The sequence below is a fragment of the Acidobacteriota bacterium genome (assembly GCA_020349885.1).
Classification (GTDB): Bacteria; Acidobacteriota.
The window spans coordinates 53,533-79,505 of sequence record CP070701.1; the positions used below are offsets into that span (position 1 = coordinate 53,533).

Below are 25,973 nucleotides of genomic sequence, written 5' to 3' on the forward strand. Positions count from 1 at the left end.
AAACCGCCGAGGCCGTCAAGGGCTTTTGTTCCCCCTTTTTTTGCTTCCTTGCCGGAGCCCCATGGGTAACTTGCAAGCCGTGTCCTCATGTGTATCATGAGGCACGCTATGGCGGAGAGAAAGCCATACCGAGTGTTGGACCACACCGCCGACATCGGTCTGGAAGCGCATGGCCAGACCCTGAGAAAGCTTTTCGAGAACGCGGCGGCGGGTTTCTACGCCCTTCTGGTCAAGGGCGGCGACGTGCGCACGCGCCAGACCGTCGAGCTCTCGATCCGCGCACACGACATCGAGGCGCTTTTTGTGCGCTTTCTCCAGGAGCTCAACTACCTTTACCAGACGCAGCGCCTTGTGGGAGGCCGCGTCGAGGTGCATAACATAGAGGAGCGGACGCTGCACGCCTCGGTGAGGGGGGAAACGCTCGACCCGCAACGCCACACCGTCCTGCGCGACATTAAGGCCGTGACCTACCATGGGCTCACGCTCAAAAAGGTGAGAAAGAAGAGCTGGAAGGCCACCGTGCTCTTTGACGTGTAGGGCCGGCCGTAGCCTTCTTCCACGTCTCATGCTATAATCCCTTTTCTATCGGCAAAACTCGTATATGGACATGCTTCTGCGAAAGGAGCCCACATGACCACCCCCGCAGCCGAAAAGGCGAAAGCTTCGGAAAAGCGCGGCGCGCCGGCCGCGACGGGCGATAAACATAAGAAGGTTGTCGAGACGACCGTCTCCCAGATTGAGAAGCGCTTCGGCAAAGGCTCCATCATGCGCCTCGGCGACGACGTGCGCGTGGAGGTTCCGAGCATCCCCTCGGGCTCGCTGATGCTTGATTATGCGCTGGGAGTCGGCGGCTACCCGCGGGGGAGGCTCGCGGAAATTTACGGCCCCGAGGGTTCCGGGAAAACCACGCTTGCCCTCCACGCCATCGCGGAGGCGTACAAGGCGGGCGGTGCCGCCGCGTTCGTGGACGCCGAGCATGCGCTCGACCCCGTGTACGCGCGCTCGCTGGGCGTCAACACGGACGAGCTCCTCGTCTCTCAGCCCGACCACGGCGAGCAGGCGCTCGAGATTGCAGAGATGCTCCTGCGGAGCGGCGCGATGGACATCGTCGTCGTGGATTCCGTGGCGGCCCTCGTGCCCCGCGCCGAACTCGAGGGAGAAATGGGAGACTCCTTCATGGGACTCCATGCGCGCCTAATGTCGCAGGCCATGCGCAAGCTGGTCGCCATCTTTTCGAAGTCCAAGACGTGCCTCATCTTCATCAACCAGATACGGGAAAAGATCGGCGTCTTCTTCGGCAATCCGGAGACGACGACGGGCGGCCGCGCCCTCAAGTTCTATACCTCGGTTCGCGTAGAGGTGCGCCGCAAGGGCCTTATTCGTGAGGGCCAGGACACCGTCGGAAACCGCACCGCGGTCAAGGTGGTCAAGAACAAGCTGGCGCCGCCGTTTCGGCAGGCGGAGTTCGATATTCTTTACGGGAAGGGCATCTCGCGCGCGGGAGAAATCATTGACTTTGGAATGGATTTGGGCCTGGTGGAAAAGGCAGGCGTCTGGTTTTCCTACGGCGAGACGCGGCTGGGACAGGGCCGGGGGAACGCCGTGCGCTTTCTGCAGGAGAATACCGACGTGGCGGACGACCTTACGTCCAAGATTCGTGAGCAGCTGAGCACGGCGAGGCCCCGCGTCGTGGGCGCCTCGGGTAGTCATGCGGACGATTTTTAAGCTCGTCCTCGCCTTTGCTGCGCTGGGGGTTTTTCCTCAGTGGGCGCTGGCCCAGGAGGAAGCGCCCGCCGAGTCCGAGCCGCCCGCCCCGGCCCCGTTGGTGCAAACGTGCCCTCCGCCCCGCATCGTGCTCCACAGCCCATCGCTCCTCCTGCGACGCGCCCCCACGACCATAACGCTCCATGCCCTCCGCCGCGACGGAATGCAGAAAGGGGCGTTCCAGGGAACGGTGGCGCTGGAGGGGTTCTATCGGCGCGATCCGGAAAACCCCGCGGTCAGGATTCCCATTGAGCAGGCCAAATTCGCAGAGGGCGAAGCCGTGCTCGAAAAGGCGATGGTCACAAGGGTCCCACTCGCGGCGCAGGGCGAGCGGCTTGAGGCGCGGATTCTCCCCGGCTGGGTTTCGCTTCTTCCGCCGATTCTGGCGATCGCGCTCGCCATCGCGTTCCGCCAGGTCATTATGGCCCTCGCGTTCGGAATTTACCTGGGCGCCTTCTTCGTGGAGGGGTTCGACCCGTTCCGGGCGCTTCTTCGTGTGGCGGACAAGTACGTGCTCGACACCGTTGCCCACGATCCCGGCCACGTCCACGTTATCTTTTTCACTCTCATGATCGGGGGCATGGTGGCGGTCGTAAGCCGCTCGGGCGGCACGCAGGGAATCGTGGACGCCGTGTCGCGGCACGTCCGCTCCGTGCGCACGGGACAGGTTTCGACGTGGGTGCTGGGACTTTTGATCTTCTTCGACGACTACGCGAACACCCTCATCGTGGGCAACACCATGCGCCCCTTCACCGACCGCCTGCGCGTCTCGCGCGAGAAGCTTTCCTACATCGTGGACAGCACGGCCGCCCCCGTCGCATGCGTGGCCATCATCTCCCTTTGGATCGGCATGGAGTTGGGCCTCATCGGGGACTACAAGGAATCCATTGACGGCGCCTTGGCCAGCGTGGGAATCAGGTCCCCGGACGTGTACGGTATCTTCATCGCCTCCATCCCGTACAGCTTCTACTGTCTTCTGACCCTTTTCTTCGTTTTTGTGGTCGCGGCCACGCTCCGCGATTTCGGCCCCATGCGCCGCGCCGAGGAGCGCGCCCATGCAACGGGCGAGGTGCTCCGCCCCGGCTCGGTGCCGCTTTCCGACAAGGAGCTTTCCATGCTCGAGGCCCCCGAGGGCAAGCCGCGGCGCTGGGTGAACGCGGCCGTTCCTATAGGGGGGCTCATTTTATTTACCATCGTGGGGCTTTACGTCACCGGCAGCCAGGCGCTGGGAAGCGAGGCAAAGAATGTCGGATTTGTGGAGATTTTCGGGGCGGCCGATTCATTCAAAGTCCTCTTGTGGGCGGCGTTCGGCGGAGGCCTCCTCGCCGTGGTGCTGGCGGTATCCCAGCGAATTCTTTCCCTGGAAGAGGCGCTGCGGACGTGGGTGACGGGTATAAAATCCATGGTGCTCGCGGTCATCGTCCTGCTGCTGGCATGGTCGTTGGGGGCCTTGTGCAAGGGCGAGATGCTGACGGGAAGCTATCTGGTGGAAGTCTGCCGCGACGTCCTGCCGCCGAGCCTGCTGCCGCTGCTCGTCTTTCTTTTGGCCGCGGGCATCTCGTTCGCCACGGGCACCTCGTGGGGCACGATGGCCATTTTGTTCCCCGTGGCTATTCCCATGGCGTGCGTGTTCATCGGAGAGGGGGGCGTTTCGCCCGAGAGGGCCGCGCCGATCCTCTATGCCACCATCGCGGCCATTCTGTCGGGCGCCACGTTCGGCGACCACTGCTCCCCCATTTCCGACACGACCATCCTGTCCTCCATGGCCTCGAGCTGCGACCACATTGACCACGTGCGCACCCAGATCCCTTACGCGCTGACGGTCGCGGGCGTCGCCGCCTTTATCGGCTACCTTCCCGTTGGCTTAGGCGTCCCCGTCTACGTGAGCCTCGTGGTGGGCGCCGCCGTTCTCGCGGCGGTGGTCTATCTTGCGGGAAAGCCCGTGGCACGCTGACGGGTTTAGGCGGCGCGGTTGGGGCTTTGCCCCGGACGGCTTGCAGGTGCCTTTTTCAGAAAAAACCGAGAACAAAGAGAAGATGCTCCTCGAGGCGGTCAAAAAGCGGTTGTGAAAAGGAAGGGGTATGGTGTACTTCATTTTGTTCTTTTCTTCAATCTTTCTTGTTGGCTTCACGGCGGTCGTTTTAACATACCGTCCCGTTCACTCTAAAAATCTTCCTGTCCTTTACGGAAGCGTCGCCGTTGGAAACGCGCTATCCGTATTTTTGCTTAATGGATTGTGTTACGGGATAGGCGTGGAAGGCGGCATGTGGGCCGCACCTGCAATGGGATTCGCTGTCTTTGCTTTGGCCTGGATGGCTTCTGGAAAATTTCGTGAAGAAACCAGGGCCATTTGGCGCCGTCTACAGGAAAAGACGGGGGCAAAGAGGAATCAGCAATACGGGGTCCTGTTTGCGGGGATTCTCATCGTGGGGTTCCTTGCGGCGATTGCCTTCTTTACGACCAGGCATGATGCAGAGGCCCACCATGCGCAATTGGCGACCATTAGCATGGGGAATTTTCCGGCGATGTTTCCCTTTCAACCAGACCTCTCTCTTTTCTACCATTATGGCTTCGCACTTTTCGCGGCCTTTCCCTTTCGCGCGACGTCTTGGGATATAAACATCGTGGAGGACCTGTGCTTAACGTGGATCATGTTGGGCGCGGTACTGTCGGCGGTCAATTTCGTGAAAGTTTATTTTTCCGCCCGGCGAAAGGCTCAAATTATGGGATTGCTTTTTTATTTTTTCGGATACGGCCCTCTTGGAATTTGCGGCTTATTGTATTTTACGGGATTTTTTTTGGAGTGGCTTCCCGAGGTCTTGGGGCCCATTTCCGTGCTTTCTTATTCCAATTCATTCCTGCGCCGGGCGCCTGCCATGGCCTATGCAGTGCTGCCGACGTTCTTGTGGATGTTGCATCGATTCTGGGACACCCGCAAGCCCTGGCCTGCAGGACAGGCCTTGCTCCTGGTGGGCATTATGGCTTCGTTTGGGCTGCTTGCTGAGGAGGTGCCCATAATCACAGGGGCGGCAATCGTTTTGGTAGGATTGAAGGATTGGCTTAAGGGGCATATGCCTCTTACGAAGGTTGTGGTTTTGGGGGCGTTCTTGCTGCTATCGCTGCTTCTATGTCTGGGGCAGGGAGGTATGCCCACTTACGCCGCCCGCGCGCTGATCCAAGGTTCGGGGGAATTGGTGCCTGAGATGCAATCGGTCAAGCACTTTAACATAATATGGCCGCCCGGGGTGCCCGCGTACACGGGATACGGCCATGCCTTTTCTCCCACGCTCTGGCGCGTTTTGTTGTTGGAATTCGGCCCTCTGTTTCTGTTGTTCCCATACTTCTTATGGCCGGGGCGAGATTCATTCCGACAGCTGATCTATACGATGTGCTGGATCGGGTTGCTTGTTCCGGCGTTTTTCACGTGGGGGCAAACCTCGTTCGATATGCAGCGGTTCTCGCAGATCTCCCTCTATCTGGCGTATCTGTTTGCCGGACGATTTTTGGCGGATGTCTTGGAGGCAAGAGTTGCTTCTCGCCGCCTTCGGACTCTGGGATATGTCGCCTTAGCGGTGTTTGTGACGCTGACGCCTGTTCTCCATGGTGCGCATCGCATCGCAAGAAAGCAGACCCATGTTTGGGTGGCCCATGAAGCCGAGGCCATCGTGCAAGACGCGAAAATGTATATTCCTCCTTTAAGTCGCGTCGTAACCTTGGCGCGCTTAAACTACCCCTTGCACCGTGAAGGCTATTTCGCGCTTTACGATACCCCTCCCGATCTATTTTATCTAACCGGTATGCTGAGAGGCCGACACGACGCTTCGCTTGAAAAACTCTCGCGTGAGAAATGCTTGGATTGGCGACCGGATTTCCTCCTGGTGCCTTTTCGGGTAGCGGAGCATTTTCAGAAAACAGTGCCCGAATCCAGGGCCACGCCTCTTCGCACGTATATTTACAAAGGAGAACCCCTGCATTTGATAAAGATCGATTTCCCCTGATGCATTGCGGAGAGCGGAAAACATTTGACGGTTGCTCATAAGGTTGGCAACGTTTTTTGCCTATAAGGGCACGGCTCGCAAGCAAGCGCAGAATGTTTCGTGCTCCTCGTAGTATAATGATTCCGGGAGCAAAAGAGTAAAGGCCTGGCAAACAAGCCCTGCGATGAAAATTTTCTTTCTAATGCTTTATCGCGGCAAGATGCGTTGAAAACGCCCGTCCCATCGGCTACCATAGTCGCGTGCCGTTCCTAGACATAGACACCATAAGCAAGGAGACAACGATGATTCGCAAACGCATGCTTTGCCGAACCGGTATCCTTTTTGCCGCCGCCGTCGTTTTGGCGGCCTTTTCCACGCCCGCTCAGGAAGGGGCCAAGAGCGACCTGGAGCGCCTCTACGGCGAGTTCAACGAAATTTCTCTCGATACCTCCCAGGGCTTCGCCGTCAAGAATTTTCTGCTCGAGCACGACAGCTTCTCCGCGAAGCTCGAGGACGGAATCATTTTCTTTTCAAACAAGATCGGCGGCCAGTTCTACGCCGCCGTTTTCTTGGGCAAGGGGGAGATGACTCTACGCATCCCCGAGCCCGTCAAAGACATGCAATTCAGAAATATCCTCTGGGGGCGGGAGAGTGAGGACCCCTCAAGGAAGGGAATCAAGGGCCAGCCTTTTACGGAAGCCTTCCTTGTGGTGCCGCCGGACATTAAGGCGCCGGTCAATTACGAGCTTCTTTCCGGAAAGTTCAAGATACCCGGCTCGGAAGTGGCGGCGGTTACGGAAGGCGGGCTTCTCGAAAAGCACAGCGAGCGCGCGCAGGAGCTTTTTGCGCAGCAAGCGGGCCCTCCGGACTGGAGGGAGATTCCCGTGAGAACTATGGTATGGCGCCATTTGAACAATTTCACTAACGAGTATTTCGAATTCCGGGCGAACACCAAGGATTTTCAATGGGTGCGGTTTCTATTTAATCCGGACTTCGAGCGCGAGTGCCGTGCGGGGCGCATCTCCTATGAAGCGGCCTATGGACGCCAGCAAGTGATTGAAAAAGGAGGCGTGTCATGGGATCGCCGGAAAGACTATCGACAAGCGGAGGGCGGCTGGACGGCGAACCTGCGCGAGCGCCTACACGAAGACAGGCGCACCGTCGAGATTTTTCATTACGATATGGGCATCACCGTTGAGAAGGCGGCTTTGCTTCTCAAGAATAAGATGACGATGCGTATCCGGCCGCGAAGAGAGGGAGCACGCTGCGCAAGGTTCGACTTCCTCTCACATTGGCAAGACGATAAGCGCAAGGCCTTTCTCATAAAGAAATGCACGGGTGCCGAGGGAAACTCCCTTCCCTTTTTGCACGACAAGGACGAACTCTTAGTGGACATGGGAAAAACCATGGAGATAGAAAAAGATTACAGCATTACTTTGGAATACGAAGCCAAATTTATCAAGCCACTCGACAATATCGTCAAACCGGATTCGATCGATCCCGTTGAGTGGCAAAGAATTCTTCAAGATTTCTTGCAATTCTTACCAGCCCAGCCCTCCACGCATACTCTTCTCAACACCTACCCGTGGTACCCCCAAGCAGGCGGCATGGAAAACGAAGCCACCTACGATGTCAAAGTCAGAGTGCCTTTCGAATTTATTGCTGCGGCTTCCGGGCACACGGTAGAACGCTGGCAGGAGGAACCCGATTACGAGTGCCTGCATACGCGGCTCGATAAGCCGGTGAGCTTCTTCGCCATTATTTTCGGACGCTATCAGATGCTTTCGGGGAAGTTATACGGCGAGGAGAAAAGCCGGGCCGAGGCGTATGACGACGAGGAAGAGGAGGAAGGGGAAGAGGATGAAGAGATAAACGTAGAGGAATACGCAAAGAAATGGGGCGATCCCACTATTTACGTCTATGCGCTTGACCGTCAGCAACGAGCGCTTCCCGCCATGCTGGACAAGGCGCGCAACATGCTTCACTATTATAACGAATTTTTTCAAAGGCCCTTTCGCTACGAGGAATTGGACATTGTTCAAATGGGTTTCTTTATGGGGTTCGGACAAGCGCCTCCGGGACTGGTGCAGCTTACGGGAGAAGCTTTTCTGCGTCAAACAGAACTTGCTGCCCACTTTGAATGGATAGATCCCGGATTTCTCGAAGGCTTCCTTGCCCATGAGCTGGGTCATGAATGGTGGCCGGATATCACGGGCATGCGCAACTATGAACAGGACGCGTGGTTGAGCGAGGGATTTGCGGAGTATGCGTCGGGGCTTTACTTGGAGAACACCAATGGCTTTAAGGCCCTATGCGAGGACGCTGAGGCGCAGTGGCTCAAAGTAGGGGGCTACGGAGGAGGAGGAATCCTTGACGTAAAACCTTACGAACAAGGCTCCATCTACTCTCCCGGGGCGAGCTACGAAACCCAGGTGTATCAAAAAGGCCCCTACGTTCTCCACATGCTCCGTAGCATCCTCGGCCCAGAGCTTTTCCAGGCGCTTCTGCAGCGGTTTATGAAAGATTTCGCGGGGAAACAGCCCGTGACGCCCGACTTCATTGACACCGTCAGGAAGGTCATCTTCGAATATGTGAAGGGCGATCCGTTTAAGACCTACCGTGAAAACGGAACACCGTTATCAGAGTGGTCGCCGGCGCACCGGGACGAGTTCCTCCGCATGGGCGATTTCTACAAGAATCTCGACGCCTGGTTCGAGGACTGGTATATCGACCCGGGCCACGCGGAGATCCACTTCTCGTGGAGCGCGCAAAAGGACACCGAAAAGGGAGGTTACGTTTTTACGGGCCGCATCCGGCAGGACCCCAAGGAATTCAAGATGGTGCTCGCGCCCATCATTCTGCGCTTCAAGAAAGATTCGTCGCTCGTGCGGTTCTTTGTCGATAAACCGGATTACGAATTCCGGCGACGCGTTGACAAAGAGCCGACCGAAGTGGTCTTCGACGAATTCAAGATGCTCGCGGCCGAGGTGACGGTTGAAGCGGCTCAGCCGTAGTTCTGAAACCGTACGCACGGCATGCCGAAGAAAGAGAATGGAAATCTTTAGAGTAATTTTCCCGCGGGTCTGCCGACTGGTCGGAGCGGCTGGGCCGAAGCATGGGCGGCCTTCCCGGCGGTTTTCCTTCATCCTGGCGCTCGTCCCCGCCCTTGTCTTCGTCCTCGCCGGCCCTGCCGCCGCCCGGGCGCCGGCTTCCTTTGTCCCTTCGGAGCTGCTGGAGGAGGACTGGTACGCGCTCTCGTGGAACGGCCAGCACGCGGGCTACATACATTCCGTGGCCGAGCAGGGGCGCGACTCAGGGAAGCGGGAGTGGATCCGCAGCCGGACGAGGGTGGAGATGGCGCTCTCGCGCATGGAGATGGAGATTCGCGTCACGATGGGAGGGGAGCTCTGGGAAGTTCCCGGCAAGGGCCTGCGTACCTTTTCGTTCGTGATGCAGATGGGCCCGCTCGGGGAGATGCGCTACGCGGGCGAGCGCAAGGGCGACGTGTTGCGCATCACGGGCACGTCGGCAGGAAAGTCCTACGAGCGCGAGATTCCCTGGCAGGAGGGAACGCTTTCGCCCTTCGAGGAGATGCGGCGCTTCCGGGAACGCTTTCGAGAAGGCCGCAAGACGTTCTCCCACATGGTGTTCAATCCCGAGCAGCAGCGCGCCATGGTGACGACTTACACGCTGGAGGAAGAGGAAGAGGTTTCGCTTTTGGGCGCGCGCAAGCGTCTTCTGCGTGTGCGCGTGGAGCAGGACATTCTGCCCGGCGTCGTCTCCTACGCTTGGGTGGACAAGGAGGGTCGTATACACAAGATGCTCCTTCCGATGGGGGGGCTCGCTACGGTCGAGGCGGTACGGACCACGAAGGAGCGCGCGATGTCCCCCACGGGGCCCGCCGAGGTGCTCGCGCAGACGCTCCTTGTGCCCGACGTGCCCGTGAAGAACCCGCTCAACGCCACGCGCATCGTCTACCGCATCGGCTTTCGCGACCCGGAAAAGATTCCCTCCTTTCCCCCGGACGGCCGGCAGACCGTGCGCGTCCGGAAGGGCTCGGTTCTCACGCTCGAGGTGAAGCGCCCCGAAGCGCCACCCCGGGCGCGTGGGGAAGAGTCGGCGCCGCCAGAGGAAAAATACCTATCTCCGAACCCTCACCTTCAGTCGGACGACGAGGCGCTGCGCAAAGTCGCGGCCGAGGTCACGCGCGACCAGAGGAGACCCTGGGAGAAGGCCTCGGCGCTCACGCACTGGGTCTACCGCCGTATCGAAAAGAAGGACCTGGGAGTGGGCTTCGCTTCCGCGAAGGACGTGTTCGAGAATCCGCGCGGCGACTGCACCGAGCATGCCGTGCTCCTTGCGGCCATGCTTCGCGCCGTGGACATTCCATCGCGCGTGGCCGCGGGGCTCGTCTACTCGCCCGTGCTCGGCGCGTTCGGCTACCACATGTGGACGGAGGCTTTCGTCGAAAACAAGTGGCATGCCCTCGATGCGATGTTCGACGAAACGCTCCTCGATCCCACGCATTTGAAGTTCACGGACTCTGCGCTCGACGAGGGTATCGACCCCGCGTTTATGAGCGAGTTTATTGCGTTCCTTCAAAACATGGAAATCAGGATCGTCACGGTGAACCATGAATAATTATTGGAAGATTTCAAGTTTTCTCTGCAACGGGAGTGAATTTACGAATGACCGCGGAAGGCGGGCGGCGACGGCTGCCGCCGTCATCATGCTGCTGGCCGCGCTTGGGGCGGGCGCGGTTTGGGGAGAGGTTAGGTTCGGCAAGAAGGATAAGGGGGCGGAATCCGCTGCCTCGAACGAGGTGGTGTCCGCGTTCCAGGGACAGCATGTCGTGCCGCGCGTGGATTTGCCGCGCGGCAACCTTGTCATCAGGGGAGGCGTTGTGGATTTCGCCGAAATCGAGCGCCGAGCCGCCATAGTGGGTGAAGGCCCGCGCGCTGGAAGCGTTGTCCGCATGGACGAGGTGAGCGTCGGCTCTGAAAAAATTCGCTTCGTGCTCCGGGAGCCCGGCAAAAAACCCGACCCGCGCGCGCTGGGCCTCATCGTCCGCCCCGCGAAGGGAGAGACGCCCGGCGCGTATCGGAGCGTCGAGCGTTTGACGGGTTTGTTCGAGGAGTTGTTTGAGTTCGTCGAGCCGCCTGCTGAGCCCGCGCCCGCCTACGTCGTGAAGCGGCCCACCACACCCGCTCCTGCACCCCAAGAAGCACCGGAGCCTGCCGAGACGGAGCGCCGCCCCCCGCCGCCTTCTTTTGACGATGCCGCGCCTGCAACCCAGGAAGCTCCGGAGCCCGCCGAGACGGAGCGCCGCCCCCCGCCGCCGCCTTCTTCTGACGACGCGGCGCCTTCGGAAGCCGACGAGCAGCCGGCCGGCGACGAATCGGAAGGAATCGTGGACGGGCCGACGCTTGCCACCGGGATGAGCAAGCAGGAGCTTGTCGAGCAGTTCGGGGAGCCGCTTGAGCGCGACGTCTCGTTCGAGGGCGACGTCGTCGTGGAAAAATGGTTCTACGAATTTTCCGACCACTCGTCCGTGCTCGTCTTCCTGCGCGACGGCGTGGTCGAGCGGATCAAGCGGTTCTAGGGAGGGGTTTCAAGGGGTTCAGAGAGTTCAGTACGCTCAGGGGGGGGGCGGAAAGTATTGGAGTGTTTCAGCAGATGAAGGCGATCGTCAAGGCCAAGCCCGTCGGGGGACGGGAAGGCACCGAGTTGCGCGACGTGCCCGCCCCGAAGCCCGGAAGGGGTGAGGTGGTCGTGAAGGTGCTTGCGAGCGGCCTCTGCGGCTCCGACCGCCACATCTACAACTGGACCGGCGGAATGGACGAGTACATCAAGCCGCCCCGTGTCTACGGCCATGAGTTCTGCGGTGAGGTGGCCGAGCTGGGCCCACACGTGAAGAAGCATCTCGCGGTCGGCGACTACGTGTCCGCCGAGATGCACGTCACCTGCGGCAGCTGCTATCTCTGCCGCACGGGGCAGGGACACGTCTGCCAGGAAACCAAGATATTGGGCATTCACGACGACGGGTGCTTTGCCGAGTACGTCAAGGTGCCGGCGCGCAACGTCCTGAAGCTCGACCGGACTCTGATCCCGCCGCGCGTGGGAGCCTTTCTCGACGCCCTCGGAAACGCCGTACACGTGGCATTCGAGTTTCCCTTCACGGGGCGGAGCGTCGCCGTCACCGGCTACGGCCCCATCGGCGCGATGGCGGCCTCCATCGCCCACATGGGCGGCGCGGGCGCCGTTCACATCACGGAAATTGCTCCGTTCGCCCTCGAGAGGGCGCGCGAGTGGAAGAAATCCACCGGCGCGGAGCACGTGTACATCTACGACACGTCGCAGGGGGGCGACGAGGCCGTGGCCGCGATCCGCGAGTCGACGGGCGGCGGCACGGACCTCCTGTGGGAGATGTCCGGCGACCCGCGGGCCATCAACGACGGCTTCCGCATGCTGCGCCCGGGGGGCGTCGCCGCGCTCCTGGGGCTTCCCAAGGACCCGCGCGTCACGATCGGGCGCTATTACAGCGACGTCATCTGGCGGGGGCTCACGCTCAAGGGGATCGTGGGGCGCAGGATGTTCGAGACATGGCACCGGATGCTCGCGCTTTTCGAGGGCGGCCTGCGCGTCGAGCACGTCGTGACGGGCGAGTTCGAGGGGCTGGAGAAATTTCTCGAGGCCATGGAGACCTTCAACGACGGCCGCTCGCTCAAGGTCGTGGTCTATCCGGGAGGGAAGCCGTAGAGAGAGTTCAGGGAGTTCGGGGAATTCAGAAGGAAGGAAGAGCGATGCTCGAGGAAAAAGTCGAAGACAGATTGCAGGAAACCCTGAGGGAAATCCGCTCCGGGGGCCTCTGGAAGGAGGAGCGCGTCCTTACCTCGCCGCAGGGGGCCGGAATTCGCGTCGAGACACCCGAGGGCGAGCGCGAGGTTCTCAACTTCTGCGCGAACAATTACCTCGGGCTTGCCAACCACCCGCGCCTCCTCGCCGCCGCGGAGCGCGGCCTCGCGTCGCACGGACTCGGCCTCGCGTCGGTGCGCTTCATCTGCGGCACGCAGGATATGCACAAGACGCTCGAAGAGCGACTCTCGGAATTTTTGCGGACCGACGACACGATTCTCTACACGTCCTGCTTCGACGCGAACGGCGGGCTCTTCGAGACGCTCCTGAGCGCCGAGGACGCCGTCATCTCGGACGCGCTGAACCATGCCTCCATCATCGACGGCATTCGCCTCTGCAAGGCCGAGCGCCGCCGCTTCAAGCACCTCGACATGGACGACCTCGAGCGCCACCTCAAGGAGACCCGCAATAAGCGCACGCGCCTCGTGGCCACGGACGGCGTTTTCTCGATGGACGGCGACGTGGCGTTGCTGAAGGACGTGTGCGACCTGGCGGAAAAATACGGCGCGCTCGTCATGGTGGACGATTCGCACGCGACGGGCTTCATGGGTGAGCACGGGCGCGGCACGCCCGAGCTCTGCGGTGTCGAGGGGCGCGTCGACGTTCTCACGAGCACGTTGGGGAAGGCCATGGGGGGCGCCTCGGGCGGCTTCACGACGGGGCGCAGGGAAATCATCTCGCTTCTCCGCCAGCGCTCGCGCCCCTACCTTTTCTCGAACACCCTGGCCCCGGCGCTCGTTGCCGCCTCCATCGAGGTCGTGGATTTGCTGCGGGAGTCGACCGCCCTTCGTGACAAGCTCGAGGAGAACACGAAAATATTTCGCCGGGCCATGACCGACGCGGGCTTTCCCGTCCGCGAGGGCGTGCACCCCATCGTGCCCGTCATGCTGGGGGAATTTCAAAATACCTACGAGGGAGGGGACGCGAAGCTCGCGCAGGACATGGCGGCGGCGCTTCTCGAAGAGGGCATCTACGTCATCGGATTCTCCTACCCGGTGGTGCCGCGCGGCGCTGCGCGCATCCGGGTGCAGATATCCGCCGCGCATGAAAAGGAGCACCTCGACCGCGCCGTCGGGGCGTTCGTGAAGGTGGGGAAAAAATTCGGGGTGGTGAGTAGCTGACGATGGAAGAGGAAATCAGCTGCTTAATAGCAAACGCTGTCTTCTAAGCTACTTCCCTCCCCGCAGCGCCACCGCGTCAATCTCGACTCTCGCCCCCTTCGGAAGCGCCGCGACCTGCACCGTGGCGCGCACGGGCGGCTCCTCCTTGAAGTAGGAGCCGTAGACCTCGTTCACCGCGGCGAAATCGCCAATGTCGGTCACGTAGATCGTCGTCTTGACGACGTCGGCGAACGTGAGCCCCGCCGCGGCGAGCACCGCCTTCAGGTTCTCCATCACGCGGCGCGTCTCGTCTTTAATGCCTCCCGAGACGAGCTCTCCGGTCGCCGGGTCGAGCGGGATCTGGCCCGATAGGAACACGAAGCAGCCGACCTCGACCGCTTGAGAATAGGGGCCGATGGCGGCGGGCGCTTCCGGGGTGGAGATGACGCGTTTCTCGTGCTTCTTGTCGCGGCTCATCTCACGTGACTCCAGGGATAGTCGGCGGCGTCCACCACGCGGCGCGCCACGTTGAGGCGGGACTCGTCGTCATGCTCGTCGAGGGCGGCGGCGTTTCGTAGAAACCGGTGCCGCGCCTCGCGCGCGAACGTCTTGGCGATGAGAATCTCATCGGCGGCCTCCTTTTCGCCCTTTTGCTCGACGGAGCGCGTCACGCGCGACAGCGTCGCTGAGAGGCAGTAGAGGTCGATGAGCATATCGGCGAAGCGTTCCTGAAGGATTTCACGCTCGCGGATCTCCTTTCCGAGGCGCTGAACCAGGGCTTCGCTCTTTTTCGCCAGCACCTCCGCGAATTCCGCCACGACGCCGGCCTCGTCACGGAGCGCGGCGTGCGGCTTTGACAGGGCCGCGGTTTTCCCGCCCGCGCCGCTCGTTTCCGCGCCCTTCGAGGCCCTGCGGACGGCCCTGCGCACTTCCTGCAGCCCCAGGGTGGCGATCAGGAGCCGCTGGATCTCGTTCGTTCCCTCGAAAATCAGGTTGATCCGGGCGTCGCGGAGGAACCGCTCGTAGGGATATTCCGTCATGTAGCCGTTTCCGCCGACGGTCTGCACGGCGTCGTTGATGACGTCCCAGAGCGCCTCCGAGCCGTAGGTCTTGCACACGGCGGACTCCATCTGGAAATCCTCCGCTCCCCCGTCACAGAGCCCCGACGTGAGGTAGACGGCGCTTTCGAGCACGTACACGCCCATCGCCATGCGCCAGAGTTTTTCCTGGATCATCTCGAACTCGGCGATGGGGCGTCCGAACTGCTTGCGCTGCGCGGCGTGCAGGGCCGCCTCCCGGATCATGCGCCGCGCCGCGCCGATGCAGCTTGCCCCGAGGCTCATGCGGCCGTAGGTGAGGACGTCGAGGGCGATCTTGAAGCCTTCGCCCACCCGGCCGACGAGGTTTTCCACGGGCACGCGGACGTCTTCGAACGTGAGAGAGGTCGTGCACGACCCCCTGAGGCCGAGCTTGTCCTCGTTCTTGCCGACGACGAGCCCTTCCATGTCTTTGGTGAGAATCAGGCAGCCGATGCGGCCGTCGGCACCCTCGCCCTCCACGCGCGCGAATATGGTGAACACGTCGGCCCATGCGCCGTTCGTAATCCATTGCTTGGAGCCGTTGAGCACGTAGTGGGTTTTGTCGTCCGAGAGACGGGCCGTCGTGCGCATGCTCATGGCGTCGCTTCCCGCCTCGGGCTCGGTGAGCGCGTAGCACGCGACCCATTCGCCGGTAGCCAGCTTGGGAAGAAATTTCTCCTTCTGTTCTTTCGTGCCGTAAAGGACGAGCGCCTTGGAGCCGATCGAGCTGTGCCCGCCCACGAAGATTCCCGTCGAGGCGCACGTCGTGGCGAGCTCCTCGCACACCCGGCAGAAGGCCGTCTGGGACATGCCGAAGCCGCCGAATTCCTCGGGAAACGTCATTCCGAGGATTCCGAGCTCGCCGAGGCCCCGGCGCACTTCCTCGGGGACGGTCTTTTCCCTGTCGATGCGGACGGCGTCCACCTTCTCGCCGAGAAATTTTCTCAGGGACTCGAGGAGCACGGGAAGGCTCTCGCGCTCGTCCTCGCGGAGCTCGGGGAAGGGAAAGATCTCGTCTTCGGGAACGCGTCCCAGAAAGAGGCTTTTGGCGAAGCTCAGGTTTTCTGTCATCGTGCGCAGGCTCCGTTAGCGGCAAGTATAAAAGAACGCTTATGGGAAGGCAACCCGGCGCGCGGGCCGGTCATGCGCGGCGTATTGCCGCCCCATGCGGCTTTTGCTACAATACGGCTGTACGCTTCCAGGCTTTACGCACATGATTGAAAACCACTCTGATAGGCGTGCTCCCCTGCGGCGCGGCATCACCCACGTAGAGGCGGCGCACGGGGCGCTCTTTTTGTCGAGCCCTCATGCCGGCGGCATCACGGGGCGGGTGCCTGCCGTGGACGCGGGTTATTTCATCATGGGAGCCTGAGGCGGGGGACGGCGTTGGCGAAAAGCTGGGAGGCATTCCGCGCGCGTTTCTCCGGCAACTACGGCCGGGCCGCCGACATTTACCTTCGCGCGGGCAAGTATAAAAAGGCGTTGAGCATGTACATTCGCGCGGGGCTCCTCGACCAGGCCGCGCGACTGGCCATGCAGATGGGCGACAACGCCTACGCCGTGCAGCTTTTTATCAAGGACAGAAACTACCGCGCCGCGGGTGACCTGTACGCGAAAATGGGCCGCTTCTCGCAGGCCGTGGAGTGCTTCATGCAGTCGAAGGAACTGGGGCACGCGGCGCGGCTTTTGGAAAAAAACGGCCAGTTCGAACGCGCCGCCGCCATCTGGGTCCAGGCGCGGCGCAAGGACCTGGCGGCGGCCGCCCTGGTCAAGGGGAATCTCCCCGACCAGGCGGTGCCCCTTCTCGAAGAACTCCTGGAGCAGATGACCCGCGACTCCGTCTCCCTCGACGACTACGGAGCGCAGATTCGGAAATACGCGGGCTATTGCGGCCGCTACTATAGGGACAAGGGGCGCCCCTTCCAGGCCGCGACGTGCTTTGAGCGCGCGGGCATGAAGGAGGAAGCCGCGCGGGCCCATGCGCAGGCGGGCAATCCCCAGCGCGCCGTCAGGATTTACTACGACCTGCGGGAATGGGAAAAAGCAGCCGAGCTCATCGGCACGTTTCCCGCTCCCCCCGCAGAGGCCGAAGCCTACGGCGACGCCCTGCTTCAGGCGGGCGAGTACGAGCGCGCCGGGCAGATGTTCGAGAAGGGCAGCCTTCCCTTCCGCGCGGCGGACTGCTACGAGGAGATCGGGGAATACGAGCGCGCCGCGGAGATTTACCTTCGGAAAAGCGACCCTCTGCGCGCGGCCGAACTCTTTGCGCAGGCCGACGACTTCGCGCAGGCAGCCGTCCTCTTTGCAAAGGGCGGAAACTTCGCCCATGCCGCGCAGTGCTTCGAGCGTCACGGCAACAAGGAAGAGGCCGCCAGCGCGTATCTAAAGGGGAAAAAGCCGCTTGAAGCCGCCAAGCTGTATCTGGCCCTTCAAAACGAGCGGAAGGCCATCGAGGCGCTCCAGTCGGTTCCGCCCGAGTCGCCCGGCTACCAGGACGCGGCCTTTTATCTGGCCCAGCTTTTCACGAAAACGGGACGCTTCGAGCTCGCCCTCGAAAAGTTCAAGGAGGCCATCGGGCGTAGCCCGCTCGGGGTGGACACGGTGGACAAGTACTACCGCCTGGCCATCTGCCTCGAGGAGATGAAAAAATTCGCCAAGTCGCGCGAGATCTATAACCGCATCCTTTCCGTCCAGTACGGCTACGCCGACGTGGAGGCCCGTCTCGAGGCGCTCGGAAAAAGGGAGGCGGAGGTGCCGGTGCCCGAGGAGACGCTCTCCGTGAGCCGCAAGCAGGTCTCGCTGACCTTCTCCGGCCGCTACGAGATTACCGACGCGCTGGATGAGACGACCTACAAGGGATGGGACTCGAGCCTGGGCCGGGTGGTGGCCATCCGCCGGTACGACATGGCCGAGGTGGTGCAGCAGTGGCCCGGCTACGAGGATCGCCTGCGCGAGGTGGCGGCGCTCTCGCATCCCAACATCGTCAGCCTCTACGATACCGCCACCCAGGATGAAAGTCTCTTTCTTTTTCACGAGTACCTGAGCGGCACGAGCCTGCGGCAGATTCTCGCCACGCGCAAGTCGATGCCGCCCGCGACCGGCATGGTGATCGGAACGCAGATCGGACGCGCCCTGGAATGCGCGCACTCGAAGGACGTCGTCCACGGCGCCCTTCGGCCGGAATGCATCATTATCTCGGGCGAGAACGAGGTGAAGGTTTCGGAGTTCGCGCTGGGCGCTGTACCGGCCGCCTACGAGCCTCCCGAGGCCGCGCAGGGGCGCGCCCCCTCGAAGGAAAGCGACCTCTATCAGTTTGCCCTCGTCCTGCACGAGATGCTTGCGGGAAAACTTCCGGAAAAGGGAAAGCTGTCTCTGCCCGCGGGACTCTCTCCGTTGCTCTGCGAGCTCATCGGGAAGGCGCTTGCGCCCCGCCCCGAGGCGCGCCCCCGCACGGCGCAGGAGTTTTTGAGAGTGTTCTCGGAGGCGGGAATCATGCCGGGCGTCGTCATATCGTCCCGCTATGAAATTCTCGAGGAACTCGGCACCGGCGGCATGGGAAAGGTCTACAAGGCGCTCGATCGCGAGCTCGGCGAGGAGATTGCGCTGAAGTCCCTGCACAGCGATTTAATGCGCGACACCGAGGCGCGGGAGCGCTTCCTGCGGGAAATTAAGCTTCTGCGCAAAATCACGCATCCCAACGTGGTGCGGGTCCACGACATCGGGCGCTGGGAGGACCACGAGTTTCTCACGATGGAATACCTCGACGCCGAGAACCTGTTCGACCATGTCAAGCGGCGCGGGCCTTTCGCCGCGCCTGCCGGCGCTCAACTGGCCGTCCAGATTTGCGACGGCCTCGAGCAGGCGCATCGCCACAAAATCATCCACCGCGACCTCAAGCCCCAGAACATCGTCGTCACGGCCGACGGGACGCCGAAAATTTTGGACTTCGGCATCGCGCGGGCGGGCGGCGAGGGCAAGGAGCTCACGGCCACGGGCCAGCTCATCGGCTCGCCCAAGTACATGTCGCCGGAGCAGATTCTGGGCAAGGCGGTGGACGTTCGAAGCGACCTATATTCCCTCGGAATTGTTTTCTATTACATGTTCGGCGGCCGCGAACCTTTTGAGGGAGAAACGGTCGAGGCCGTCGTTATGAGGCAGATCGAAAAAATGCCCCCTCCGCTCGCGTCGTTCGTGCCCCAATTCCCCGCCTGGCTCGACGAGGTCATCGCCAAGGTGTTGCGCAAGAATCCCGCGGAGCGCTACGCTTCGGCCGCTTCCCTGCGCGCGGCATTCGAGGAAGGGCTGAAACGCCAGGAAGGGCAAGCCGGCGTACGGTGACCCTGCCTTGCGCCTTTCGATCGTGGTGCCCGTTTACAACGAAGCCCGCGCCGTTGGGTCCGTCCTGGAAAAACTTCTTGCTTTGGAGACGGCCTGTCCGGAAAAGGAGATTCTCGTTGTGGACGACGGCTCGACCGACGAAACGCGCGCCGAGGTGGAGCGAGTGGCCGAGCGGCACGCCGGCGTGCGGCTGCTGAGTCATGACTCGAACCGCGGAAAGGGGACCGCGGTTCGGACCGCTATTGCGCAGGCCCGGGGCGGCATTGTGGTCATGATAGACGCCGACGGGGAGTTGGATCCCGACGACTTGCCCGCCGTCGTTGCCCCGCTTGTGGAGGGCCGAGCGGATGCGGTCAACGGTTCGCGCTTTTTGGCGGACGCAGGGTCGAGCGTGCCGTGGCTCAACTACGCGGCCAATCGCTTGCTTACCCTGACGTTGAATATCCTCTACGGCGCGCGCCTCACCGACGTCGAGTCGGGGCTTAAGGCCTTTCGCCGGGAGGCCATCCTGGGGCTGCGCCTTCGTGCCAGACGGTTTGAATTCGAAGCCGAAGTGACGGCGAAGCTCTTGCGGGCGGGGAGGCGCATCGAGGAAACGCCTGTGCGTTACCGCGCCCTGACCCAGGGTCATGAGAAAACCATCGGATGGCGCGACGGCGTCCAGGCGCTCTGGGTCTTGGCCAAGTGCCGCGTGCTGCCGCGTCGGTGCATTCTACGAGAGCACGCGCCATGAGCTTTCGCGTCGGAATCCTCGGCTACCCGAAGACCGGAAAGACTCTTTTGTTCAATCTCCTGACCGGCCAGACGGCGGAAGCGGGAAAATTCTCCACGGAGCGCCGCCACCACCTGGCCAGCGTCGCCATTCCCGACCCGCACCTGGAGCGCGTGGCGGGCATCGCGGGATCGAAGAAGGCGGTGCCCTTGGCGGTCGAGGTCGTGGACCTGGCCGGGAGCCGCGGCGGCGAAGCGATGCGAAAAGCGCTGGAGCTTGCCGAGCTCCGCGGCTCCGACGCCCTCCTCCATGTGGTCCGCGCCTTCGAGGACGCCGAGATTCCGCATGTCGAGGACTCGCTGGACGCGGCGCGCGACATTCGAAACGTGGAAGCCGAGCTTCTTCTCGGCGACCTATCCACGGTCGAAAGCTCGCTGAAGAGGCTCAACGCCCTTCTCAAGAAGGCCAAGAGCCCGGAGCAGGAAAAGGAGCGGCGAGTTCTTGAAAAGTGCCACCAGGCGCTTGAAGCCGAGACGCCGCTCCGTGCGGCGGCGCTCGACCGCAGCGAGGAGGATGTCCTGCGCGGCTACGCGTTTCTGAGCCAGAAGCCCGTCCTGCATCTTGTGAACGTCGACGAGTCGGAGGCCCCGCGCGCCGAGGAGGCGATGAACGAGCTTCAGGGAAAGCTTGGCGCGGCGCTCGGTGCGAACGCGGCGCTCGCCTGGGCGTCGTGCCAGATCGAGTTCGAGATGTCCCAATTGGGCGAGGAGGAGGCGCGTCCTTTCGCGGAAGAGCTGAAAATCCGCGAGCCGTGCCGCCCGCGCGTTACGGGGGCGCTTGCGGCGCTCCTTCGCCTCCTGGTCTTCTATACGGCGAACGAGAAGGAGGCTCGGGCTTGGTGGCTGCCTCGCGGGGCGACGGCGATCGAGGCGGCGGCCAAGGTTCATTCCGACTTCGCGAAGGGCTTCATCCGCGCCGAAACCGTTTCCTGCGCATCCCTGTTTGAGACGGCCTCGTTCGCGGAAGCCCGAACCCGCGGCCTGCTGCACGCCGAAGGGCGCGATTACGTCGTCCAGGACGGCGACGTCATCCAATTCCGCTTTCACGTAAGCTGAAGGAACGAAAGTTTCGCGGCTTACTGATACCCGCCCTCCACTTCAGTCGGGGCACGCTGGCGACAGGCAGTCGCCAGAAGCCGGGAGCCAGAGGCTGAGGATTTCCCTCTCTTCTTCTGTCCCCGCTCCCATGAAAAAGAAACGGTATAATGGTGGGTTGCCATGGAAAATTTCAGTGCGGTCGGCAGGCGCCTGACATCCCGCGTCGCGGCGGGGCTTGCCGTCAATGTCTGTTTGATGGGAGTTTCTTTCGCTGCGGCCGAGCCTGCTTCTCCGTCGGTCAAAAAAAGCCTCTCCACGGTGGAGGTCGTGACGAAAGCGGAAGAAGCCCTGCTTGCGGCCCCGGAAAACATGGTGCTCTATATCGACTGGGTCGAGGCCATGGATACGTGGGCCCGGGCGGACGGCTTCGACGTGTGGCAGATTGGCGAGGCGTTCCTCAAGGAGCAGGTTCATCCCCTGTTTCCCCGCTCCCATCCCGATCTTGGGCTCGGGCTTATACTCCTCAAAATTGAGCGCTACGACGAGGCGATTGGCCTGCTGCGGCCCGTGTTCGAGAGTGCGCCGAACCGCGCGATAGCGGCCATGGTGTTCGCCCAGGTTTTTATCCTCGGGAAGCGGCCCGACCTGGGAATCCAGTATTTCGAGCGCAGAGTTGCCCACCGCCCGAGCGGCGGCGCATGGTACGGACTGGCGATTCTCCACGAGAAGAGACGCCCCCTCGAAGCCGTCGAGGCCTACCGGCAAGCGGCGGAAGCCTTCCGGGCCGCGGGCGAGCTCGATTCGCAGGCGCATGCCCTGAACGATGAGGGCATTGTCCACCTTCGGCTCGGTGATCTCTCGAAGGCCAAAGAGCGGTTTGAAGAAGCGCTCGCGATTCGAGAGGGCCTCGAAGAATCCAAGGGCATACTTCATGTACTGAACAACTTGGTCCGCATTGAGCATCAAAGGGGGCGTTACGTCGAGGCGATCCGCCTGAACGAGCGCACCCTTGCGCTCCAGGAAAAGCTCGGCGACCGAAAGGACGCCGCGTTGTCGTGCGCGAACGTCGGCGTCGCCTACACGAATCTGGGCGACCTCGAGCGCGCCCTGGCGTACCAGCGCCGCGCCGTTGAGAGCTTTCGCGCGCTGGGCGAGCTTCCCAACGCCGCTTCGACTCTCAACATGATGGGCATGGCCTACAAAAGCCTCGGCGACTTCGAGCGTGCGCGCAGGGTGCACCGTGAGGCGCTGCGTCTGTACGAATCGTCCGGGGAGCCGTGGGGCGTGGCGCACACGCTTGCGAGCCTGGGCTCCTTCCACGCCGCGTGGGGCGGCACGGAGCGCGCGGAGGAGTACTACCTTAGCTCGCTCCGCGCCGCGGAGCGGCTCGGCGACCGGAGCAGCGAGGCGCTCGTGTACGGCCAACTGGGCCGGCTCGCGCTCAAGCGCGGCGACCCCGAGGAGGCGGAGCGGCGCTTCCGTGACGCTCTGGACATTGCCGAGGCCCTCGGAAACAAGCGCGACGCCGAAGCATCACTTCGAGGCATCTTCTCCGCGCTCGCCGTACGCGGTGACGCGGATGCAGAGGAGATGTCGGCCCTCGCTGGTCGCGCCGAGGCAATGGCCCGGGAAACCAGAAATTCTCAGGCTCTTGTCTCCGCGTTGCAGAACCGTGCCTTCCTTGAGCGGAAACAGGGCGACCGCGACGCGGCTTTTCGCTCCTCGCAGGAAGCCCTGGCCCTCGCGCAGCGCATCCGGGCGTTGGATTCGGCCCGGATATCGCACCATCTGCTCGGTGAGCTTGCCCTCGGCGAGTCGGGGCTTGCCCGTCCTACCGACCCCTGGCGTGTCCGCCAGGACAAGCTTGACGGGCTTGCCGCCTCGTCCGGGCCCGGGGGGGGCCGGAGCGGAAATTTTTCAGAAGCTGCCGCCCATTACCGCGCGGCCCTGAAAATTTCGGAAAGCACCGCCGGGCTTTTGGAAGGCGTCCAGGAGCGCGGCTACTTTCTTCCCTCGTGCCTTTCGTCGTACGAAGCGCTTGCGGAGACGCTCGTCGCCCTCTGCCCTGCGGCTCCGGCGGCCCGCGAAACACCTGTCCTCCATGGCGCTGCAGAGGGAGGAAAAGCCCTGCTCAAGGAAGCCTTCGAAGCTGTCGAGCGCCGAAAAGCGCGGGCGCTTCGAGACGAGCTGGGTCCGTTTCTCTCGACGCCCCGGGCTCTCCCGGAAGCGCTTTTGGAAAAGCGCCTCCTGCTCGAGGCGCGCCTCCGGTGGCTTCGGCAGGCGCTACGTGACGAGGTTGCCGCTTCGAGCGTTGGGGCAGGCGAATCTCCGCCCCCGGAACCGTAAGGAATATCCCCGCCCGCGTTCGTTTTAAACGACCTGCCGGAGCGCCGCGCCGAGCGCGTCGAGGGCCAGGTCGAGCGCGTGGTGCTTGACGGGCGGCAGGCCCCCCAGCGCGTCGTTCAGCCGCTCCTTCGTGAGGGCGCGCGCTTCCCGAAGCGTCCTGTGCTTCAGCATTTCGGTGAGCGCGCTCGAGGCGGCGATGGCCGCGGCGCAGCCGAGTGTCTTGAAGCACGCGGCCGCCACCACGCCGTCCTCGACGCGAAGGTAGAGCTTCATCACGTCACCGCACGAATCGTTGCGCGCCTCTGCGGACGCCGAAGGGTTTTCGAGCACGCCGATGTTGCGGGGATTCGTAAAGTGCTCCATCATCCGGGGCGGATACTGGCCGAATCGGACCGTTGCCACGGCTTAGCTCGCAGGGGGCGAGTATTTGGCCAGGAAGTCTTTTGCTTCGCGAACCGCCGGCATGTCGGGAGGGGCGTTTTTGATAAATAGCGAGAAATGCTGGGCGGCGCTGTCTTGGTGGCCCATGCGGAGAGCCAGCTTGGCCATGTTGTAGTGAAGCTCATAGCGGTTGGGCTCGAGCTCCATGGCGCGCTCCATGTACTGGACGGCCTGGTCGGGATATCCAAGCTCGACGCAGGCCAGGGCCATGCCCTGCAGGGCTTCGGCGTTGGGGATAACCTCCATGGCGCGCTTGAAGTGGTGGCGCGCTTCCGCCGGCTTTCCTTCGTCCAGGGATAGGTTGCCGAGGCGGTTCAACACGTCCACGTTGCTGGGCAGCTTCTCGAGGGCCAGCTCCCACTGCCTGCGCACGTCCGCGTAGTGGCCGACATGGAGGTAGAGCGTGCCCAGGTCCACGATGGAGGGGATGTGGTTCGGGTCGTCCTCAATTGCCTGGAGATAGAATTCCTCCGCCTGCGGCAAATCCCCGTCCACCGCCGCAATGCGCCCGAGGAGATGGTAGGTGTCCGCGGAGACGTAGCCGAGCTCGAGAATGCGGTTTGCCTCCCGGCGCGCATCTTCCATCCGGTTAAGGCGGACGTAGCAGAGGGCCAGGTTCAGACGGCCCGTGTAGTTGGCGTCATGCAGCGCGAGCACGCGTTTCCAGGTCTCGGCGGCTCTCTCGTACACGGAGTTGGCCATGTACCCCATGGCCTGCTGGTAGAGCACGATGGCATCGCGCACGTCTTTGGGGTCGGGCCCGCTTTCGGCCTCTGCCTCGCCGCCCACGATGCGGTGGCCGACGTAGCCCAGGCTTTCGAGTTTCGCGCGCACGTCCGGGTCGGGAAACGTAAGATCGAGGTCCCGCCTGGAAAACGACGCCTCCATGTTTTTGAGCTCGCTGGCCATGGCTTTCGCCTTCTGGGTGTCCTCGGCGGCCAGGTTGCGGGACTCGTCCGGGTCTTCCGCGATGTTATAAAGCTCGGGGGTGGGAAGCCGGATCCACTTCCACCCGTTTTTCCATATTCCAAAGGACGCCGCCCAGCGGTGCTCGTAATGGGCGTTCATGGCCTCGCCGTAGAAGACGCGCTCCGGCAGCGACGCCCCGCCCTGAACCGCCGCGGCAAGCGAGATGCCTTCGCCCATCGTGGCTTCCGGGCTCACGCCGGCCATCTCGAAGATTGTCGGCGCGACGTCGATCAGGCTTACGGTGCCCACGATGCTTCGCGCCTCGCCGACGGGTCCGCCCCAGAAGAGGAGCGGCACGTGCATCGTTGGCTCGTACAGGAAGACGCCGTGCGTCGGCTCTCCGTGCTGGCCGAGCCCCTCGCCGTGGTCGGCGGTGAACACCAGGAGCGTGTCGTCTCTCAGGTCGAGGGAGCGGAACACCTCGAGGAATTTTCCCAGCTCCTGGTCCACGTAGGCGACCTCGGCATCGTAGAAGGCGTGCTGGGCCTCGTAGCCTTCGCGGGAATCGATGCGGCGCCGCCACTTGGCGACCTGGAACTCCGGCGGCGTGTAGGGCGCGTGCGGGTCGAAAAGGTGTATCCACATGAAGAAGCGCTCGCCGGTGTTTTCCTGAAGCCACTTCACGGCCTCCTCGAACACCGGCGCCGCCGGCCTCTGGTTCGAAATCTGGCCCCGGTAGCCCGTGGCGAAGTCCTCGTTATAGACGTCGAATCCCTGCGCGAGCCCGAATGAGCTTGCCACGGGGATCGCCCCGACGAAGGCCGCCGTTTCGTAGCCGGCCCGCGCGAACGCCTCGGCCAGCGTGCCCTCGTCGTCGGCCAGAACGAAGATGCTGTTGTGGCGCACGCCGTGTGAGGGGGGGTATTTCCCCGTCATGAGCGAGGCGTGGGCGGGCAGGGTGATGGGGGTCGTCGTGATGGCGTGCTCGAACAGGACGCCCTCGCGCGCGAGCCGGTCCGCCGTCGGCGTCTCGGCGCGCTCGCGGCCGTAGCACCCCAGGTAGTCGGCGCGCAGCGTGTCCACGCTGATCAGGACGACGTTGTACGTCGCGCGGCCGCACCCAGCGGCCAGAAGGGCCGCGCCCAGGAAAACCAGTAAACGTCCATGCAGCTTCATGCCTCGATTATACTACAGGGAGTCCGGTTTTTCCCCTCTCCCTTCCCCGGTTCAACTGGCGGCGAGTTTTTCCTCTCTCCATTCACTGCCCAATTGGCGGCGACGGGGCGGGGGGCTTA

At 62.5% G+C, this 25,973-nt stretch carries 18 protein-coding genes; 14 read left to right on the plus strand and 4 right to left on the minus strand.

Features of this window, described 5'->3' with window-relative positions; all coding sequences use genetic code 11:
* Positions 1–108 precede the first annotated feature (108 nt).
* From JSV08_00300 to kbl, 9 genes are all read left to right on the plus strand, one after another.
* The gene (locus JSV08_00300) at positions 109–537 is read left to right on the plus strand and encodes an archease (GenBank protein UCF80902.1); all 429 of its coding nucleotides are present in this window, start codon (positions 109–111) and stop codon (positions 535–537) included.
* A 93-nt stretch (positions 538–630) separates the two neighbouring features.
* Positions 631–1,725, plus strand: coding sequence for a recombinase RecA (gene recA, locus JSV08_00305; GenBank protein UCF80903.1), 1,095 nt, complete (start codon positions 631–633; stop codon positions 1,723–1,725).
* A complete protein-coding gene (locus JSV08_00310) occupies positions 1,709–3,718 on the plus strand; it encodes a Na+/H+ antiporter NhaC family protein (GenBank protein UCF80904.1) in 2,010 nt (669 codons plus the stop codon). The genes recA and JSV08_00310 overlap by 17 nt, the downstream gene beginning before the upstream one ends.
* Positions 3,719–3,845: 127 nt before the next feature.
* Positions 3,846–5,762, plus strand: a complete 1,917-nt coding sequence (locus tag JSV08_00315; protein UCF80905.1) for a hypothetical protein — start codon at positions 3,846–3,848, stop codon at positions 5,760–5,762.
* 281 nt (positions 5,763–6,043) lie between these two features.
* Positions 6,044–8,755 (plus strand): hypothetical protein, encoded by a 2,712-nt coding sequence (locus JSV08_00320; GenBank protein ID UCF80906.1) that lies wholly within the window; start codon positions 6,044–6,046, stop codon positions 8,753–8,755.
* 37 nt (positions 8,756–8,792) lie between these two features.
* On the plus strand, positions 8,793–10,382 hold the full coding sequence (locus JSV08_00325; GenBank protein UCF80907.1) for a transglutaminase domain-containing protein: 1,590 nt from the start codon (positions 8,793–8,795) through the stop codon (positions 10,380–10,382).
* The gene (locus JSV08_00330; GenBank protein ID UCF80908.1) at positions 10,375–11,343 is read left to right on the plus strand and encodes a hypothetical protein; all 969 of its coding nucleotides are present in this window, start codon (positions 10,375–10,377) and stop codon (positions 11,341–11,343) included. Before JSV08_00325 ends, JSV08_00330 begins: the two co-directional genes overlap by 8 nt.
* A gap of 74 nt (positions 11,344–11,417) precedes the next feature.
* Positions 11,418–12,500 (plus strand): alcohol dehydrogenase catalytic domain-containing protein, encoded by a 1,083-nt coding sequence (locus JSV08_00335; GenBank protein ID UCF80909.1) that lies wholly within the window; start codon positions 11,418–11,420, stop codon positions 12,498–12,500.
* A 44-nt stretch (positions 12,501–12,544) separates the two neighbouring features.
* Positions 12,545–13,777, plus strand: coding sequence for a glycine C-acetyltransferase (gene kbl, locus JSV08_00340; protein UCF80910.1), 1,233 nt, complete (start codon positions 12,545–12,547; stop codon positions 13,775–13,777).
* 48 nt (positions 13,778–13,825) lie between these two features.
* Here kbl and JSV08_00345 read toward each other — a convergent pair whose 3' ends face one another.
* A complete protein-coding gene (locus tag JSV08_00345; GenBank protein ID UCF80911.1) occupies positions 13,826–14,233 on the minus strand; it encodes a RidA family protein in 408 nt (135 codons plus the stop codon).
* The gene (locus JSV08_00350) at positions 14,230–15,906 is read right to left on the minus strand and encodes an acyl-CoA dehydrogenase family protein (GenBank protein ID UCF80912.1); all 1,677 of its coding nucleotides are present in this window, start codon (positions 15,904–15,906) and stop codon (positions 14,230–14,232) included. The genes JSV08_00345 and JSV08_00350 overlap by 4 nt, the downstream gene beginning before the upstream one ends.
* Before the next feature lie 142 nt (positions 15,907–16,048).
* On the opposite strand from JSV08_00350, the gene JSV08_00355 reads away from it, so the two are divergent.
* From JSV08_00355 to JSV08_00375, 5 genes are all read left to right on the plus strand, one after another.
* Complete coding sequence (locus tag JSV08_00355; GenBank protein ID UCF80913.1) at positions 16,049–16,207, plus strand: SDR family oxidoreductase; 159 nt, start codon at positions 16,049–16,051, stop codon at positions 16,205–16,207.
* Positions 16,208–16,323: 116 nt separating this feature from the next.
* Complete coding sequence (locus JSV08_00360) at positions 16,324–19,173, plus strand: protein kinase (GenBank protein ID UCF80914.1); 2,850 nt, start codon at positions 16,324–16,326, stop codon at positions 19,171–19,173.
* Between the two features lie 7 nt (positions 19,174–19,180).
* Positions 19,181–19,906, plus strand: coding sequence for a glycosyltransferase family 2 protein (locus JSV08_00365; protein ID UCF80915.1), 726 nt, complete (start codon positions 19,181–19,183; stop codon positions 19,904–19,906).
* Positions 19,903–21,000, plus strand: coding sequence for a redox-regulated ATPase YchF (ychF, locus tag JSV08_00370; GenBank protein ID UCF80916.1), 1,098 nt, complete (start codon positions 19,903–19,905; stop codon positions 20,998–21,000). Before JSV08_00365 ends, ychF begins: the two co-directional genes overlap by 4 nt.
* 162 nt (positions 21,001–21,162) lie before the next feature.
* Positions 21,163–23,328 carry a tetratricopeptide repeat protein gene (locus tag JSV08_00375; protein ID UCF80917.1) on the plus strand — a complete coding sequence of 722 codons (2,166 nt, stop codon included), beginning with the start codon at positions 21,163–21,165 and terminating at the stop codon, positions 23,326–23,328.
* A 24-nt stretch (positions 23,329–23,352) separates the two neighbouring features.
* On the opposite strand, the gene JSV08_00380 is transcribed toward JSV08_00375, so the two are convergent.
* Both JSV08_00380 and JSV08_00385 read right to left on the minus strand, forming a co-directional pair.
* Positions 23,353–23,694: an iron-sulfur cluster assembly scaffold protein gene (locus tag JSV08_00380; GenBank protein UCF81801.1), complete on the minus strand. Its 342-nt coding sequence runs from the start codon at positions 23,692–23,694 to the stop codon at positions 23,353–23,355.
* A gap of 39 nt (positions 23,695–23,733) precedes the next feature.
* The gene (locus JSV08_00385) at positions 23,734–25,854 is read right to left on the minus strand and encodes a sulfatase-like hydrolase/transferase (GenBank protein ID UCF80918.1); all 2,121 of its coding nucleotides are present in this window, start codon (positions 25,852–25,854) and stop codon (positions 23,734–23,736) included.
* Positions 25,855–25,973: the final 119 nt, after the last annotated feature.